Raw genomic sequence first — 15,098 nt, forward strand, 5'->3', positions numbered from 1 at the left:
TATACTTAATAATAAGAAAAATGAAAGAAAACGAGGTGTTAGAAAACATGGAAAAGTTAACGAAACGCCAGCAAGACATTCTCGACTTTATTAAGCTAAAAGTACAAGAAAAAGGATATCCACCTTCCGTACGTGAAATCGGTCAAGCAGTCGGCCTTGCTTCTAGTTCTACAGTGCACGGACATTTATCACGACTAGAAGAAAAGGGATATATTCGACGCGATCCAACAAAACCACGCGCAATTGAAATTTTAGGTGACAACCGAACGGAAACACAATCTGTTATTCAAGTTCCAATCATCGGAAAAGTTACTGCCGGTTTACCGATTACAGCAGTCGAAAGTGTAGAAGATCACTTCCCACTTCCAGCTAGTATCGTTGCTGGAGCAGATCAAGTGTTTATGTTACGCATTTCTGGAGATAGCATGATTGAAGCCGGTATCTTTGATGGTGATTTAGTTGTTGTTCGCCAACAACAGTCTGCATACAACGGTGAAATTGTAGTTGCTTTAACAGAAGATAACGAAGCAACTGTTAAACGTTTCTATAAAGAAAAAGATCATTTCCGTCTACAACCGGAAAACTCTTCACTAGAACCTATTATTTTAAAACAAGTGTCAGTTATTGGAAAAGTAATTGGCGTATATCGTGATTTACATTAAAAATAATAAAAAGAAGATAATTCCCTTATTTATATAGGTAATTATCTTCTTTTTATATTTTGATAGATTTCCGTTCATTCAAAAGAATGCGTTTCATTAATTATTAACGCGTTTCAATAGTAACATCTCCAGCAGCGGTTTTACCGCTAATCTTTTTACTACCATTACCAATCGTTATATTTTTATTGTCTTCATTAAAAATTGTCACGTCTCCAGCAGCAGTTTGCCCAGTTATAACTGCATCTTGTGGTTTTTCCAATAAAGTAATATCTACATCTCCAGCAGTTGAACTTACCTCTAAATCATATTTAGAATCATGATCAATAATATCTATATCCCCACTAGCCGTTTTTGCTGTTACTTTCCCTATTACTTTTTTAAAATTCACCTCACCAGCTTTTGTAGACCCCTCCACACTCTTTGCTGTTACATGTTTCAAATCCACTTCTCCGGCGAGTGTTTCAACACTTACGCGGTCACTTTTCACATTACTTATTTCTATTTGTCCAGCGGATGAATTTACTTTTATCTCTTGATAAGAACGTTCAGGTACTAATATAGTCAATGTAGGCGTTTGAAATCCGAAATTGTAAAATGAAAAATCAAATGAAACACCTTTTTCTATTTCCCCTATGATTTTTAATGTATCACCATCTTCAGCAATACGAATCTCCTGTTTACTTACGTCTCCTTTTTGCTTTACATAAAAAGAGGAATCAGGAGATTTTTGGACAACAATATCTCCAGCATCTAACTTAACTTCTACATTTTTTAGCGTTTCGTTTTTAATTACGTCCTCTTTATCTCCTTTTTCTGCAGTTTGTACTGCTTTTTCATATGTTTGTGAAATCCCTATTACTCCAATAATGATACAAGCGATAGCTACTAATAATATCTTTTTCATCATCTACTCCCCTTTTATCATTTTGAAGTTCCAGACTACATAGCGTACACATAATCTTTTAAACCACTTCGTACTATAATAAGCTACAATACATAACAACAAACCTACTCCGACAAACGTTATACTAACGAAAAGATCCAACCATATAAAAGTGCCCATAAATACTTTTACAATAACGAAAAATGGTGTCACTACACTAGCAATACCACCGACCCAAAAGGAAAATATAAAAGCTATAATTGCAACTAACGGGCCTAACACGATAATAAAATTAAACAAACTAAGTCCAACCGCTGCCATGACAGCTCTTGTCACATTTGAAGTCGACGGATCTTTTTTCATTTCATCAAATCGATACATCGCAAGTAAGTCTTTCGCAATTACTTTCGGAGAGCCAAGACCCTTTATTATTTCTGATTCAGTTTTCCCTTCTTCTACCCCAAACTGAAAGTGCTCTTCATAATCGAATAAAATATCTTGTCTCTCTTCTTCTGGTAACTTTCTAAGATGACTTGATAATTCTTTAAGAAACTGCTCTTTACTCATCCCATTCCACCCCTTCAATAATTTCTTGAACACCTTTAGCAAAATCACGCCACTCTGTTACTAATAACGTAAGTTGCATCTCCCCTTGCTCTGTTAGTTGATAATATTTACGGGGCGGTCCTTCCGTCGATTCTTTTAAATACGTTTGAAAATATCCCTCTTTCGTTAAACGACGTAATAACGGATATACAGAACCTTCCGATATTAAAAATTTATTAGAGATTTGCTGAACAAGTTCATAACCGTAACTATCTTTACGTTTCACTAGTGCCAAAACACATAGTTCTAACACACCTTTTTTAAACTGAACGTTCAAGGACAATCCCCCTTTCTCATTTTAGTACTGTTCAATAAACGGTAGCTATTTTATCCATAATATACCACTTAGTATTATTTATTGCAAGGTACTGAATTATATTTATTCCCTAAATTTAGAAAACACAAATATAAAAGCCCGAATAAGACCTTTTGTAACTGACCATTATCCGGGCTATCATTCAACTTGAATTACAATAATACAAGATTTCATTCAATCTTTCTCCTCTATAAACCCACTTCCATTTGTGACCCTAATAAATTTCGAAATACACCTTTTCTCTCTTTAGCCAATTGATTAAATTCACCTTTTTGAACAATCTCACCTTTTCCTAAAACAATAACTTGATCTGCATTGCGGATCGTAGATAACCGATGCGCAATAACAACAATAGTCATCGTTCCTTTCAACCTTTCTATTGCTGATTGAATTTTTACTTCATTTTCAGTATCTAATGCACTCGTAGCTTCATCTAATACTAAAATGGATGGTTGTCTTAAAATAGCTCGAGCTAGTACAAGTCGTTGACGTTCACCACCTGAAAGTCTCACTCCACGATCTCCAATGAGAGTATCAAGCCCTTTTGGAAGCATTCGTACAAATTCAGCTGCCGCCGCAAAATCTAATGCAGTCCAAATTTGTTCTTCACTCGCATTCGGCTCAATCATCAATAAATTTTCTCTTATGCTTGCATTAAATAAAAAAGGATCTTGTGGCACATAACTAATAGCCCGTCTCAATGACAATAAATTTTCACTTGTAAGAGGAGTTCCATCTATTAATACTTGACCTTTCTCTGGCTGAATCAATCCCATTAAAACATCGATTAATGTGCTCTTCCCAGCTCCCGAATGTCCCACAATAGCCGTCATACTATTGATTGGTATTTTCACATTAATATTTTGAAGTGCATACAAATGCTCCTTCTTATTATATCGAAAATAAATACCCTTACATTCAATACCCTGCTCTATACAAATCAGCTTTATATGTTTTTGCTGATGTATATCCTGCATTTCAATTGCTTCATTACATTCCCCTTGTAAGTCCCATAATGACTTAAAAGCAGGAATGCTTGCAGCAAGCTGTTCTAAATTTGACTGAATTGTCATAAATCGTGGCCATAGTCTCGAAAAGATGAGTATGATTAATAGTAATTGGGTAGGTTGAGATTTAAATATACTTACTGATAATAATATAAAAAATGCAATTAAAATAGCCATTGAAACTTTATAAAACAATTGAGAGTTCGACCTTATTCTCATATACTCCATTTGTTCATTACTCATCTTTTCTGTTATAGATTGTAACCAATCTAAACGTGATGCTTCCAAAGTATTACTCTTTATATCTTTAATTCCATTAAAATGATCTGTTATACCAGAAAGATAGTCTTGTGCTAATTTCGAGGTCTTACCGCCTAGTATTCGTGCTTTTTTTATAAAAGCACGAGAAGCTACTAAGAATAATAAGCCAAAGACCAAAACAAATATAGTTATTTGGGGAGATAATAAAAACGCAAGCCCCACCTGTATGAATGTAAACAGAATAACAGCTAACAATTGTAAAATTAAATTAACCCCATAACTTACGCGAGCTAATTCTGTAGTTAATATATTTATTAGATTTGTTTTCCTTTTCTCTAAAAAAAAACTCCACTTCGCTTTTAGAATCATATTATATGTTTCTATTCTTAATTCTCGTACAAAAGCTTGTTGCGTTCTCGCATCCCTTAGTGTTATGTTTCGTTGTAATAGATTTTGCCCTAACACTATTAGTATATATATACCTAAAATAGAAATTAGGCTTGTTGTTTTAGGGAAATCCTGCAAAAATCTATAAACAGGTGCAATAAAAGCAGTCTCCTCGCCTATATTAATTATTCCAGCCATACTTATCATAGGAATTAATAAAATAATACCTATCCCTTCAAGTAAACTTATTAAAACCATACCAAACAAATTCACATACAGAATTTTCCCTGCAGAAGAATATAATTTCTTCATAAAATATATAATATGATTCATCGATGTTCCCCCTATGACAAAGCAAGCTTCTTTGTTTTCCTCCAAAGACATAGAAACGGACGTAAAGGAAAATATAAAAAATGAAGGAATTTAGGTAACGGCAATGTTTTTGCATCAATCGGATAAGGATAGAGTTGGCTCATAATAAATAAAATTTTTTGCTGATTAGACATCAGTGAAAATAAATGCCTACTATGATAAGCAAGTACTTCTTCAGGAACAGGATCGGTATGCAAGTTTATCATTTGCTTGAAATAAAACAGCGCTTCTTGCGCTAACTGCTTCGAATGTTTTTTAGTTACTAATTCCATCATTCTTTCATCTAGTCGTACACCTAGCAATTGAGATGCCAAAATTAACGCTTGTCCTCCTAAATGAAGCATTTGATATTTTCTCATTAATTTATGAATCTCACTCCAATTAAGATCTTGATCGACAATTTTTTTTATGTCTACTAACCAACGTAGCCTGGACCAACCATGTCTGGCACCATGAGATACAAGAAATAAAAATAAGTCTTCCTTCCCTAACATATATACCGAATTACTTGTAAGTGCACTTTTTCTCTTTCGCTTCCAAAGCTCTTCAAACCCAGGTTCCTTACCCGGTCCGGGATTTAATCTCCAATGAATTTCAAGTTTGATCCGCCTTGTTGGGTGGAAAAATGTTATATGGTGATGCCTCCATTTCCAATCACTTAATATCGTTTGAATATAATCATCTTTCACATACCCTTGCTCTAAAAGTAGTTTTTCTGCTTTTTCTAAATTTTGAATAGGGATGAGAACGTCCAAATCACAGGATGTTCGTAAAGAAAGATCTCCATATAAGTCCTGAGATAGTACAGGCCCTTTTAGAAAAATCGTACGAATCTCATTTTCATTACATAATTTATTTATTCTTTCCATTTCAGCACTTAAATAAAGCATTTGAAATGTATTTCTTTTATATTTTCTAGTCAAGGTTTGTACAATATGTGAAGGAATCAGCTCCTTGTCCACCTGTTTAAGTTTTTGATATATCACCGGATAAACGCGATGATGCACGGCTTGCTCAAGAAATACTTCCCAATCAATATCCGAAAACCATTCATTACTGTAAGTTTGCATTGTTTCGTCATCTTGTAACTTCAAAATTGCAAAAAGAAGTTTCAATTCCTTAGACATGAACTCTACATTAAGACCAAAATCTTTCTCCATTTTACTCTCCTTTAATAGTGTTCTCACTTAGCCTCTTTGCAAATGATCCAACGACAGTGAATTTCTCCATTCCTTCCGATCCAGTAACATAAAAAGAACCGCTCCGTAACCATGCATGCGCAATTAATTCACCATGACTATCCTTAGCAGTTCCTAAATAAAGAGTACTCTCAATGTGACGTTTTTCGAGCATTTTCATCCCAGCTATAGCTTTAACAAGGCATTGACTTTCCCAAAAAGTATAACGACTCATAATAGAAATAGCTTCAGACACCTTCTTTAGTGTATCCCCGTGTGGCTGAATTTGAGCAACTGATGTTTCGTTCATGTAATCCCCTAAAGAAGGTGCAACTTTGGAAAAGGTAATACTTTTTAATACACGTGCCCATCCTAAAAAAATAAAAGCCTCTAAAAATAAAAGCTTTGTTTCCATGTTCAGTGATAAAAATACCCTTAACCTTTTCACAATATTCATTAATCCCTTCCTAACAGTTCTCTTGAAATTGCGAATCTATCTATTAGATTGATCTTTTATTTGAATTAAACCTTCTTGAAATAAACGCTCTAAAAAGGAAAGAACTTGCTCTTCACAATCGCCCCGTTCAATGTTGTACTTTGACAACAATGTACTGACAAGTTCAGTAACCATAATTGGAGTTTTTATTAGTTCCCAAATTTCTCCTCCTGTTTCTCCCAAATTATAATATTTCCCTTTTTGAACATTTAGCATTACTTTTTCCCCATCCATATCACTCACAATATTCCCTTCACTTTGCACAATCTGACACTCTAGAGAAATTCTCTCTGTATACATCATCTATTACTCCTCCATGTATAGTTTTTAATATAATTGATACAAGTTCATGCGCTGTAAACCTATTATTTGGACGTTTCAAATGAAACATATCTACCTGGTTTATCACACTTGTAGAAGTAGTGAAATGCCACTCTGTCAATTTTAATTGCGTAATTAAAAACTTACGAAACGTGTGAAAAAACAATGTACGCAGTCGTTCAAGTCCTTCAATTCGAATCAATTCAACGTTCTCACCCTCTGTTTTCGTTAACTCAATAACACCAGCAAGAGGTAATGGTTCAGAGAAAAAATGAGATTGTACAGGCACAGCATACTTTGTTTCTCGCTCAAACAATGGATTATAACTTGCCGTTCCCATTCCAAAAGCATTCAAACTTTCCGCCCATAATTTTTGTTGCGGATAAGATGGAATCACAATTGGAGTCTTCTCTGACGAAACTGTCACAGCAATTACATCATCACTCAAAATTTTGTATCCTTTACTTAAAAAAGCCGCTGCAAGAGTTGATTTACCTGCTCCTGAATTACCTACAAAGGCATAAACCTTCCCATCAATATTTATTGCACTACCATGTAATGGTAATATTCCCCTTTGAATTAGTAAGGCACCCATACAAGTTCCAAGTATATAAAGACGGATCTTATCTTCACAAGCTTCCTTCATTGGTGAAACAAATATTTGCTTTCCTCCTTGTATAGAAAATATAGCAGTATCAGGAATACGAATCATAACTACGTTTTTATCAACTACAAAGTTTTGTTTTGCGCTAGCAAGTTCACTCCACTTCTCAGATAAATCAGTTAATCGAATTACAATTTCTACATTCTCTTCTTGTTCATTAATTTGAGGTAATTCCGGCAACTTCATTTCACTCAAAACTCTTAACCCAAAAACTTTATATACATTTTTATTTGTAGTTTCCATCAACTCTCTCACTCCAAATAGCTTTCAAAATTTTTATAAAAAACCCTTATACTTTTACTGTATAAGGGAATAACAATGTGCATCCTAATTGATAAATTAGCTATGGTGAATCGTTTCATCAACATCTGGTTGGGCAGCATCAGGTATTTTAATACCCGGTCCAGCCATTGTCATATTGATATCAAGCACTTCCAGTGTAGGCATTGTCCAATCCTTTTTCATGATGTCACCTCCCTTCAAATAATTTTTTTCATAAATCGATATACTATTAAACTACGCATTAAAATTCGAAAATCCAAATCAAATGCATATTCTGGATGGGGTTCTTCTTTAATCTTAGAAATCGCAGTTCTAATAACCCCTATATCCAAGAATTCTGAAATTATAGGATCCTTACTAAGCTGCTCAAGCTCTTCAATAAATTCACTCCATTGATGAGCCATACGGTAAACACCATCAGAACCTTGAACACCCCGAGTGCGCTGGTTCAATCTTACTTCATCAGGCAAGAAATTTTTCGTTGCTCTTCGAATTAGTGCCCGATCTAAACCATTTTGAACGTATTGCTCTTCTGGAACAGCTAAACAAAATTGAACAACCCGTAAATCATTCGTTGGATCGCGATCCCATAAAGAATAACGCAATGATAATTTGGATCCGTATGCACCAGTTATGCTCCAATAATATAACTGTTCAAATTGCCTTTTTTTTATTTCATATACATCTGTTATAGAGGTTCCTGTTATATCAACATCATGCTCTAGAAGTTTATCGAACACATTCATTCTATTTGCAAATTCTGGATTAATAAACCTCGGGAAAACAATTTGGTTTTTTGATGAAGATATTCGATTCAAAAACGGAAATGCCTTTTTTTTCACTACTGAAAATACTCGTGATTTCTTTACACCAATATTTCTACTATACGAATATAGTTCTTGCAAAAATCGACGTAAATTCATCTTTTTCAAAAGCATAGCTTGATAGTCCACAGCCGGGCCCCATGACACCGTCCAGTTGCCTCTCTGTCCGTTTAAGAGTACTCCAATTCCTTGTAACCGTGCCTCCTCATAGATTCCCCTAAGCCAAAAAGTATTCTCGAAGAATTTATACGGCATCTCTAGAATTTCAAGCCACTCATCTATTTCTGATAGAGGACTTCTTCCTTCAAAATCCAAATAATGCTCCTTAATATTTCCTACATGCTGTACAGTCGATTGAATAAAAGGTCTTTCATCAGCTACTCTACTTCTATGCGTCCAATCTACAAAACCCTTTACTGGGACATAACTATATGTATGTAGACGTTTATTTGCTGCTCTTAAATCCCGTGCAGCAAAGCTAGCTACAGAACCAGAATCAAGTCCTCCACTCAAATGAGCCCCTACTTGATGATGAGTACGTAAACGTGATCTTATCGCATTTTGATACACTTCTAAAAACGCTTCTTCATACTCTTCGTTTGATTTGAGTTGAAGCCTTTCTCCAACGATTGGTGTATTGTATCTCGATAACTTCACTTTCCCATTTCTCACAATAACAGAATGGGAAGGTGGGATTTGCTCAATAGTTTTATATACCGTTGAAGAAGCATCTATCGATTCAAAATTCACCGGGATGGCTAAAAATTCAGCAAGCCACTGCTCATTCAATTTTTTCTCAACATATGGTAGAGTAAATAACGGGTTTATATTAGTGCAAAAAGCAAACTTTTCCTCACCACGATAAAAATAAAGGGTTCGGCTTCCCGAAAAATCTCTGGCTCCAAAAAGGGTTTGTTTTTTCTCATCCCAAATCATAAAGGCAAAATCGCCTACCAAATATTTTGGAGCTGCTTCCCCCCATTTCTGATAAGAGAGTAAAATCAACTCACTATCTGTCATGTTTTTTCTATCTGCATAATCCACTTGTAATTTTTCAAATAACTCATTACGATTATCAATAATAGCATCTGCTGTAATTGCCAGTTGCTTTTCGTAATTATAAAAGGGTAGTTGTTCACCAACAGATTCTGGTGTAATCCACTGTGCGTGACATCCCAGAAAGGCATTTTCTTTATGCCATATTTGAATATCATCAGCAGGGTACTTTTGTAAGTCACTCATTAACTGTGTGCCATGCTGAATCGATATAGTTTCTTCATTAAAATGAATAATACCTGTTATAGCACTCATTTTCCCCACCCCATATACAACAAGTTACCGCAAAGGTTCTTTTTTTATTTAACGCAACTTTTCTCCCTTGATTTAATTCTTTTTAAAGAACAAAAATATACATTTCAACTCCCAATCAATCACACATCCTAATCCACTTATAAACCTAGGTATAGATACATCTAAATTATCATTATATTACTTTCACGTCAATACAATAATGGAAATATACACCAAATTAACAACGTAAACATTCATTATAATGAACATTAATCCACTTGTTTCTCTGTGAATTATTCCCTGTTATATAATATTTATAATAGCCTCAATAACTCTCCGTTGATCCTCATCCATCATATTAGAACCCGAAGGAAGACAAATCCCCTTTTCAAATAATCTTTTAGATACATCATTATCTTTCTGATGAGAATAATACTTACTTTCTTTAAAAAGTGGCTGCATATGTAGTGGCTTCCAAGTAGGACGTGCTTCAATATTCTCTTCTGCTAAGGTTTTCAATAATTTTTCAATAGAGATACCAGATTCCTTTTCATCAATCATCATAGTTGTAAGCCAACGATTCGAGCGAGTATTTTCTAATTCCGGCATAAAACAAAATCCAGGTATGTGAGATAATTCTTCATAATACCGATTAAATATACACCTTCTAGTCCTCACTCTATCTTCTAACACTTCTAATTGCCCTCTCCCGACACCAGCTAATATATTACTCATTCTATAATTGTAACCTATCTCACTATGCTCATAATGTAGTGCTGGATCCTTTGCTTGCGTCGCTAAAAATTTTGCTTTCACTAATGCTTCCGCATCATCTGATATAAGCATTCCACCACCTGAAGTTGTAATGATTTTATTTCCATTAAATGAATAAACCCCAAACCTCCCGAAAGTACCGCTCGCTTTTCCTTTATATGTAGAACCTAGAGATTCTGCTGCATCCTCGATTATAGGAACATCATATTGATTACAAAGCGAAAGAATTTCATCTAACTTAGCACTCTGACCATATAAATGAACAAGAATGACAGCTTTCGGTAATTTCCCTGCTTTATTAGCATCATATAATGCAAGCGCTAGCGCTTGCGGTGACATATTCCATGTTTCTGGTTCCGAGTCAATAAACACCGGTTCAGCTCCCAAATAAACAATCGGATTCGCACTCGCTACAAAAGTAAAACTTGAACAAAACACTGTATCTCCCTTTTTAACATCTAATAGTCTCAAAGCCAAATGAATAGCAGCCGTACCTGAACTAACTGCAGCCCCACCTTTCACTCCTACAAAAGATGCAAGTTCTCTTTCGAATTCATCTACATTTGGGCCAAGAGGGGCAATCCAGTTTGTATCAAATGCATTTTGAATATATTTTTGTTCATTTCCACTCATGTGCGGTGAGGAAAGGTATATTTTCTCCTTATTTTTTATCATTATTCTTCATCCCCTCTTAATTTACTACATTAATAACCTTCGCTGGAATGCCAACAGCAGTACAATTAGATGGAAAGTCATTTATTACAACAGAGCCCGCCCCAACAATAGACCAACTCCCAATTTTAACACCTGGAATTATAGTAGCTGATGCTCCTATATGTGCCCCCTCTTCTATTGTGATAGAACCTGTAAGTGTAGCATGTGGTGAAATGTGAACAAAATCATCAATTATATTATCATGTTCTATTATTGAGCCCGTATTTATTATCGTATGGTTACCAATGATAGTATCAGCATTAACAACCACATTCGGCATAATTACCGTTCCGTTCCCTATATGCGCATGAGGACTTATAATTGCTGTTTTATGAATTAATGTAGCATATATGCCGACCGGTTGATTTAATATTCTGGAAATTATCTTTCTCATTTTGTTATTCCCTATAGCAATAACAAGCTTTATATCATTAAAATTGTTGATAATTTCCCGTGCATCTTCAATTCCCCCAAAATAAAGGTTATCAATAATAGTTATACCTGTATATAAATCATCTAAATAACCGACTATCTCGTATCCTTCATTTGATAAGATGATGTCCTTCACAACCTTACTATGACCACCACACCCAATTATCAAAATTTTCATTTCCCCTCCCCCTTTATCTCTATTTTCTCTCCAGTAAATCGCCCCATTGTTACATGCCCAACATGATTTATCCCTTCTGTTTTAAATACTTTTGTTATTGTAAGTACAATTATTTTCAAATCTAATAAAAAAGAACGATTCTCTACATACCATACATCTAATTCAAACTTTTCTTCCCAAGTAATCGAATTCCTCCCATTTATTTGTGCCCATCCCGTAATTCCTGGTTTTACATCATGTCTTTTAGCCTGTTTACTAGAATATAAGGGTAAGTATTCCATCAATAATGGGCGTGGGCCTACTAAACTTAAATCACCTCTTACAACATTCATAAGCTGGGGTAACTCATCTAGACTATATTTTCTAAGGATTTCCCCAAAAGTAGTCAGCCTATCTTGATCTGAAAGTAATTCCCCATTACTATCCCTCTTATCCAACATAGTTCGAAACTTATAAAGATTAAACGGTTGTCCATGTAGTCCCGGGCGCTGTTGTTTAAATAATACAGGGGACCCTAATTTCAGCTTAACTAAGATTGCTACTACAAGAATAGGAAGCAAACATACAAATAATAACAATAAAGAAATACATACATCAAAAATTCTTTTCATGTACTATCCCCCTTACTTATTTACGTTTAATACCCCTAACACGAAGGACCATTTAAAACTTTATATGCAATTAAACAAAACAAGAGGCAACTAAAGTTAGTTGCCTCTTGTTTTGTTTAATTACGTCATCTATCATTACTTCTATCTCATCAAATAGTTTAAACATAGCTAGCCTAAGTGAATATTTCCATGCGCTATCACTACTTACTTGCAAAGGATCTGTTACTCCATTAGTCCCTATAACTTTACACGTACGGATCAAAGACGCCATTAATATAATTATCCTTTTTTATATGTTCATCCCTTAACTTTATAACTACTGTGTCCACAATATTATCTTTAAAAATCAAAGTGATTGAGGATGAAATCTGAATTGCATTCAAGCCTATCATACTTTTATTTGACCTAAATATATTATTTTCTATTAACATAAACTCACTCGTAAATGTTTCATTCCAAAAATTAATTATACTGTCTGTCGATTCCGAATTAAGGTATTCAAATGCATTATTATTAAATTCTATTCTTCCCCCAATGTCCCATAAAAAAAATGCTGAGCCCCATCTTCCCCCTCTAAAATTACTATTTTTCACTTTTAGCATCGCTATCCTTTGAGAGGACTCAACAGTAAACAGATTATAAGCATCCCAACTAAATGAACATCCATTAAATTCATATTCTGCTTGAGGAGTGTTTGTAACAAATGATATTGTACCACTGTTCTCAAATTTACATCCCGTATATACTCCTGGTGGTAAATTCATAATGATTCCTTGCGGGTGTTTCGTATCTATAAAAGAAATATTATTTAATCTCCATCCATTTTTCATACCAGGTGATACGCCTGTCAAACTTGTACCCTCTACAGCCCCTCCTTTAATAACACAATCTGATATAGTTTGCGGTTCTGCTGAGAAACCAATTATTGCACCCAATTGTGAAAAAGTATGAAATAAATCTCGATCACTAAAAAATTCACATTGGTTGACTTGAATACAATATGCTGTATCTCTTCCCATTAACAATGCGCTATTATGGAAAGTACAGTTACCAATAAGCGCTTCTTTATCTCCTTGATCTATCGTGACTCGAGTAGCATACATTTGATTATTTGTAAAAGTTACTTCTCCGCTTAAAACACAACTAACTTCCCTTAAGTGATTATTGCTTATAATCACTTTCTCTACATTTTCGCCTACTACTAATGAATTATTAGCTAATTTATTTTGAATGATATTAATATATCTACCACCGACTACAACAACGTTATATCCCTGATTATCATATATGTTATTACGCTCAATGTTTATATATTGATTTAATCGATATCCATCTTCAATATCTATTGCTCCCTGAGGTGCTGTACCTTTCATTTTGTAAATTTCACAATCTCTAATATAAATTTGTTTCGCTCCAGATACGCTTACCCCAAGCCTTCTACAATCATGTATTTTACATTTCTCAATAAATACATTTTTAGAGAATTCCGGAATTCTAACAGTTATTTTACAACCGTTTTCTGTAGGTACTGTACCTTGGTGAAGAACTATTTTCGCATAATCTGCTTCTTCTGGAACACTCACTTCTTCAAAAAACTTCACTCTCTTAGCAGCCGTTACAAAAGTATTATCAGCCCTATAAAATAACACATCATATAATTCTGTGTATATTTCTGAACCAGTTCCACCATAGCCATCTCCATACAAACCGAAATATCCCCATTTTATAATGCTACTATGATGTAAATCTATTTTTAAATTGGATCTAATTTTATTATCATCTACTATTAGGGCACCATTGACATCACTAATCCCACCCACTTCAAATGTACCAGCAAAATCATATTCTCCAATTTGTCCCCATGTACTTTCCATTGCTATACCATCGCCAGTACAATTTAAAATTTCCATATTATCTATTGAAATATAATTCATATTACTCCCCTCAGCAGGAGTCGTATTTCCAACTTCAATTCCATACCCCCATTCATGAGTATGAGGAATCGTTGTATAATCGTGTGTATTTTTATCCCCTTCAATCCTTCCATTTGTAACTCGAGAAAATTTTTGATTTCTTTGATATCGTACGATTGCATATTTAACTAATCCATTACTTCTTATTTTTAAAGTTGATCCACCTAAGTTTAAAGTCATAAAGCTTTGTGGCTCAATTGGTGTATTTTCATCAATTAAATATGTCCCCAGGGGTAACACAACTTCTATAAATCCTTGTTGGGATGCCCATAATAATGCATTATTAATCCCTTTAGAAGTATTATCAGCGTCCGTTCCATCATTTTTAACATTCCATCTCTCTAACTCAAGAAAATATGTGCCTGAAACCACATTAGCAGATTCTGTTTCTCCAACCAGTGATTTTCTGGACTTAAAACCTCCAAATGTATTGCTTTTAAGTTTACTTACTAACCTCTCAAATGTATTCTCTGTTGATACTTTTACATTCCCTTTTTTCGTTCCAATAAATAACTCACTAGTATCTATACAAAAACAAAATTCTCCCTCACTTAACACAGGAAGATTACTTTTTAAAACACATGTCACCTGAAATTTTGCCATGATTTATATATAACCTCCAACTAAGATGCAAGCTGAATTTCACCAGAAAATTCAAACTTATATCAGTAGATTGGGATAAATATTTTATATTCTGCTTACATACGTATCCCTTTAATAGAATACTATGCATTATATAAATACTATGTTAGGGCTAATGATTCATGTTTTCTAATTAAAATCAGGTTTCATTTCATACTAACCGGTTTCAACAATATTATACTTCCTTATTAATTCAAATCAGTATAATGTCCATACTTTTTTATA

Annotated in this window: 16 protein-coding genes; 1 reads left to right on the forward strand and 15 read right to left on the reverse strand. The window is 34.3% G+C overall.

The genetic code is table 11. From position 1 onward, the window contains the following. Positions 1-47 precede the first annotated feature (47 nt). Complete coding sequence (gene lexA, locus MKY90_RS18400) at positions 48-662, forward strand: transcriptional repressor LexA (protein WP_002087894.1); 615 nt, start codon at positions 48-50, stop codon at positions 660-662. 103 nt (positions 663-765) lie between these two features. Here lexA and MKY90_RS18405 read toward each other — a convergent pair whose 3' ends face one another. The 15 genes from MKY90_RS18405 to MKY90_RS18475 form a co-directional block, all read right to left on the reverse strand. Continuing rightward, entirely contained in the window at positions 766-1,569 is an 804-nt protein-coding gene (locus MKY90_RS18405; RefSeq protein ID WP_002014437.1) for a DUF4097 family beta strand repeat-containing protein, read from the reverse strand. Further along, positions 1,570-2,112 carry a DUF1700 domain-containing protein gene (locus MKY90_RS18410; RefSeq protein ID WP_012261435.1) on the reverse strand — a complete coding sequence of 181 codons (543 nt, stop codon included), beginning with the start codon at positions 2,110-2,112 and terminating at the stop codon, positions 1,570-1,572. It lies immediately after the preceding gene. Further along, positions 2,105-2,428 (reverse strand): PadR family transcriptional regulator, encoded by a 324-nt coding sequence (locus tag MKY90_RS18415; protein ID WP_002185126.1) that lies wholly within the window; start codon positions 2,426-2,428, stop codon positions 2,105-2,107. Before MKY90_RS18415 ends, MKY90_RS18410 begins: the two co-directional genes overlap by 8 nt. Before the next feature lie 227 nt (positions 2,429-2,655). Beyond that, on the reverse strand, positions 2,656-4,455 hold the full coding sequence (locus tag MKY90_RS18420; protein ID WP_098167676.1) for an ABC transporter ATP-binding protein: 1,800 nt from the start codon (positions 4,453-4,455) through the stop codon (positions 2,656-2,658). An 11-nt stretch (positions 4,456-4,466) separates the two neighbouring features. Next, on the reverse strand, positions 4,467-5,654 hold the full coding sequence (locus MKY90_RS18425; protein ID WP_078185599.1) for a nucleotidyltransferase domain-containing protein: 1,188 nt from the start codon (positions 5,652-5,654) through the stop codon (positions 4,467-4,469). 1 nt (position 5,655) lies between these two features. After that, on the reverse strand, positions 5,656-6,129 hold the full coding sequence (locus MKY90_RS18430; protein ID WP_061689952.1) for a lasso peptide biosynthesis B2 protein: 474 nt from the start codon (positions 6,127-6,129) through the stop codon (positions 5,656-5,658). 36 nt (positions 6,130-6,165) lie between these two features. Continuing rightward, a complete protein-coding gene (locus MKY90_RS18435; RefSeq protein WP_012261439.1) occupies positions 6,166-6,471 on the reverse strand; it encodes a lasso peptide biosynthesis PqqD family chaperone in 306 nt (101 codons plus the stop codon). Then, the gene (locus tag MKY90_RS18440) at positions 6,422-7,399 is read right to left on the reverse strand and encodes an aldolase (protein ID WP_078185600.1); all 978 of its coding nucleotides are present in this window, start codon (positions 7,397-7,399) and stop codon (positions 6,422-6,424) included. Before MKY90_RS18440 ends, MKY90_RS18435 begins: the two co-directional genes overlap by 50 nt. Positions 7,400-7,492: 93 nt before the next feature. Next, a complete protein-coding gene (locus MKY90_RS18445) occupies positions 7,493-7,618 on the reverse strand; it encodes a paeninodin family lasso peptide (RefSeq protein WP_040963111.1) in 126 nt (41 codons plus the stop codon). A gap of 14 nt (positions 7,619-7,632) precedes the next feature. Further along, positions 7,633-9,570, reverse strand: a complete 1,938-nt coding sequence (locus MKY90_RS18450) for a lasso peptide isopeptide bond-forming cyclase (RefSeq protein ID WP_012261441.1) — start codon at positions 9,568-9,570, stop codon at positions 7,633-7,635. Between the two features lie 282 nt (positions 9,571-9,852). Further along, positions 9,853-10,998, reverse strand: a complete 1,146-nt coding sequence (locus MKY90_RS18455) for an aminotransferase class I/II-fold pyridoxal phosphate-dependent enzyme (protein ID WP_078185602.1) — start codon at positions 10,996-10,998, stop codon at positions 9,853-9,855. A gap of 16 nt (positions 10,999-11,014) precedes the next feature. Next, positions 11,015-11,647 carry an acetyltransferase gene (locus MKY90_RS18460; protein ID WP_078185603.1) on the reverse strand — a complete coding sequence of 211 codons (633 nt, stop codon included), beginning with the start codon at positions 11,645-11,647 and terminating at the stop codon, positions 11,015-11,017. After that, a complete protein-coding gene (locus MKY90_RS18465) occupies positions 11,644-12,258 on the reverse strand; it encodes a sugar transferase (RefSeq protein ID WP_078185604.1) in 615 nt (204 codons plus the stop codon). The genes MKY90_RS18460 and MKY90_RS18465 overlap by 4 nt, the downstream gene beginning before the upstream one ends. 70 nt (positions 12,259-12,328) lie before the next feature. After that, positions 12,329-12,529: a hypothetical protein gene (locus tag MKY90_RS18470; protein ID WP_002137801.1), complete on the reverse strand. Its 201-nt coding sequence runs from the start codon at positions 12,527-12,529 to the stop codon at positions 12,329-12,331. Beyond that, positions 12,504-14,834 (reverse strand): right-handed parallel beta-helix repeat-containing protein, encoded by a 2,331-nt coding sequence (locus MKY90_RS18475; protein ID WP_098167674.1) that lies wholly within the window; start codon positions 14,832-14,834, stop codon positions 12,504-12,506. The genes MKY90_RS18470 and MKY90_RS18475 overlap by 26 nt, the downstream gene beginning before the upstream one ends. Positions 14,835-15,098: the final 264 nt, after the last annotated feature.

The sequence above is a fragment of the Bacillus sp. FSL P2-0099 genome, from assembly GCF_038007445.1.
Lineage (GTDB): Bacteria > Bacillota > Bacilli > Bacillales > Bacillaceae_G > Bacillus_A > Bacillus_A mycoides.

What these genes read in the sequence shown, in the direction of transcription:
- MKY90_RS18475 (WP_098167674.1), bottom strand. Translation starts at nt 14,834, where the DNA reads ATGGCAAAATTTCAGGTGACATGTGTTTTAAAAAGTAATCTTCCTGTG.
- lexA (WP_002087894.1), top strand. Translation starts at nt 48, where the DNA reads ATGGAAAAGTTAACGAAACGCCAGCAAGACATTCTCGACTTTATTAAG.
- MKY90_RS18460 (WP_078185603.1), bottom strand. Translation starts at nt 11,647, where the DNA reads ATGAAAATTTTGATAATTGGGTGTGGTGGTCATAGTAAGGTTGTGAAG.
- MKY90_RS18455 (WP_078185602.1), bottom strand. Translation starts at nt 10,998, where the DNA reads ATGATAAAAAATAAGGAGAAAATATACCTTTCCTCACCGCACATGAGT.
- MKY90_RS18465 (WP_078185604.1), bottom strand. Translation starts at nt 12,258, where the DNA reads ATGAAAAGAATTTTTGATGTATGTATTTCTTTATTGTTATTATTTGTA.
- MKY90_RS18430 (WP_061689952.1), bottom strand. Translation starts at nt 6,129, where the DNA reads ATGAATATTGTGAAAAGGTTAAGGGTATTTTTATCACTGAACATGGAA.
- MKY90_RS18410 (WP_012261435.1), bottom strand. Translation starts at nt 2,112, where the DNA reads ATGAGTAAAGAGCAGTTTCTTAAAGAATTATCAAGTCATCTTAGAAAG.
- MKY90_RS18435 (WP_012261439.1), bottom strand. Translation starts at nt 6,471, where the DNA reads ATGATGTATACAGAGAGAATTTCTCTAGAGTGTCAGATTGTGCAAAGT.
- MKY90_RS18405 (WP_002014437.1), bottom strand. Translation starts at nt 1,569, where the DNA reads ATGATGAAAAAGATATTATTAGTAGCTATCGCTTGTATCATTATTGGA.
- MKY90_RS18470 (WP_002137801.1), bottom strand. Translation starts at nt 12,529, where the DNA reads ATGGCGTCTTTGATCCGTACGTGTAAAGTTATAGGGACTAATGGAGTA.
- MKY90_RS18425 (WP_078185599.1), bottom strand. Translation starts at nt 5,654, where the DNA reads ATGGAGAAAGATTTTGGTCTTAATGTAGAGTTCATGTCTAAGGAATTG.
- MKY90_RS18420 (WP_098167676.1), bottom strand. Translation starts at nt 4,455, where the DNA reads ATGAATCATATTATATATTTTATGAAGAAATTATATTCTTCTGCAGGG.
- MKY90_RS18445 (WP_040963111.1), bottom strand. Translation starts at nt 7,618, where the DNA reads ATGAAAAAGGATTGGACAATGCCTACACTGGAAGTGCTTGATATCAAT.
- MKY90_RS18450 (WP_012261441.1), bottom strand. Translation starts at nt 9,570, where the DNA reads ATGAGTGCTATAACAGGTATTATTCATTTTAATGAAGAAACTATATCG.